Source organism: Thermanaeromonas sp. DSM 22490 (genome assembly GCF_056378755.1).
Map to the genome: position 1 here is coordinate 1 of NZ_JBJHHE010000062.1, position 1,373 is coordinate 1,373.

The following is a 1,373-nucleotide window of genomic DNA, read 5'->3' on the forward strand; positions in this document are numbered from 1 at the left end:
TCTATTTAGCCCCCTAAGCAGTTTGGAAAATCTCCGTGTAGAACCTATAATAACCTTAGGGGGTGTGGTCAATGAGACAATACACCGACGAATTCAAAGAGCAAATCTTGGCTGAATGCCAGGAGGTTGGTAACGTAGCCCTGGTTGCCAGGCGTCACCAAATCTCCGAAAACACTATCTATACCTGGATTAAGAAGATGCGTAAAAACGGCTCTCTAAAGCCTCTCCCTAAAGCTGAAAAACAACGCCTGGAAGAACTCGAAAAAAGGCTTAAAGCAGTCAGCACCGAAAATGACCGGCTAAAAAGGCTCTTGGCAGAGAAGGAGCTAGAGCTGGCTATTCTTAGAGAACTGAGGGATAGAGTAAACCCTCGCTAGCCGACAAAGTCGCCATAGCAGAAAAATGGATTTCCCAAGGTTATAGCGTTCGCCTTGTTCTCGGCTTTGTCGGCCTTCCCCTTTCTACCTACTATGCTCTTAGAACAAGGCGAACCCAGGAAAATTCTAAACCCCAAGAGGGTGATACTTCCACCAAGGAACTAAAGCGTTCTGGTAGGCCAAGGTCTACTTATTCCTTGAACCGTGAGGGCAGGAAAGTATCCGACGAACAGATTAAAGAATACCTGACTGAGCTAGTCTGTGGAGAAGGCTTCCCCTATGGCTATCGAAAGCTTACTGTATGCTTACGGGAAGACTATGGCCTTATCATAAATCACAAGAAGGTTTACCGGCTATGTAAGGAACTGGATATTCTCCTACCCCAGCGCAAAGTCAAAAGAGAAAGGCCCCGAGTTTTAGCTAAAAGAGAGGAAGTTACCGGTCCTAATCAGCTCTGGGAAATGGATGTGAAGTATGGCTACATACCTGGAACAGACCAATTCTTTTTCCAGTTATCCCTTATTGATGTTTTTGACCGTATGATAATCGATTATCACCTGGGTTTATCCTGTACTGCTGTTGATGCTTCTAGGGTACTGAAAAATGGACTGAGGAAGCGAGGTCTATATAAAGGGGCGAAGATGCCCAAACTTCGTACAGATAATGGGCCCCAGTTCATCGCCAATAGGTTCCAGGGAACCTGTGAAAAGCTAGGAATTGTCCATGAGCGTATACCTGTTAAGACCCCCAATCTCAATGCTCATATTGAAGCCTTTCATTCTATTCTAGAGACCGAATGCTATAGCCGGTATGAGTTTCAAAGCTTTATGGAGGCATACGCTGAGATATCCAAGTACATAGAATATTACAACCGGAGGAGGAGGCATGGTAGCCTGGGATATATGAGCCCTGAAGAGTTTCACAAAGCATTCATGAGCAAATTAATGAAAGCGGAATCCTTTGTGGCATAATCTCCATAATTAGGGGGCCAGCCCG

Annotated in this window: 1 protein-coding gene; it reads left to right on the forward strand. The window is 45.2% G+C overall.

Annotated features, from left to right (window positions below; genetic code table 11):
• Positions 1 to 71 precede the first annotated feature (71 nt).
• Positions 72 to 1,348 (forward strand): IS3 family transposase gene (locus AC1BI1_RS15295; RefSeq protein ID WP_476718167.1). Its coding sequence is split into 2 segments (ribosomal slippage): positions 72 to 372 and positions 372 to 1,348, totalling 1,278 coding nucleotides; the frame shifts between segments, so codons are not numbered across the junction.
• Positions 1,349 to 1,373: the final 25 nt, after the last annotated feature.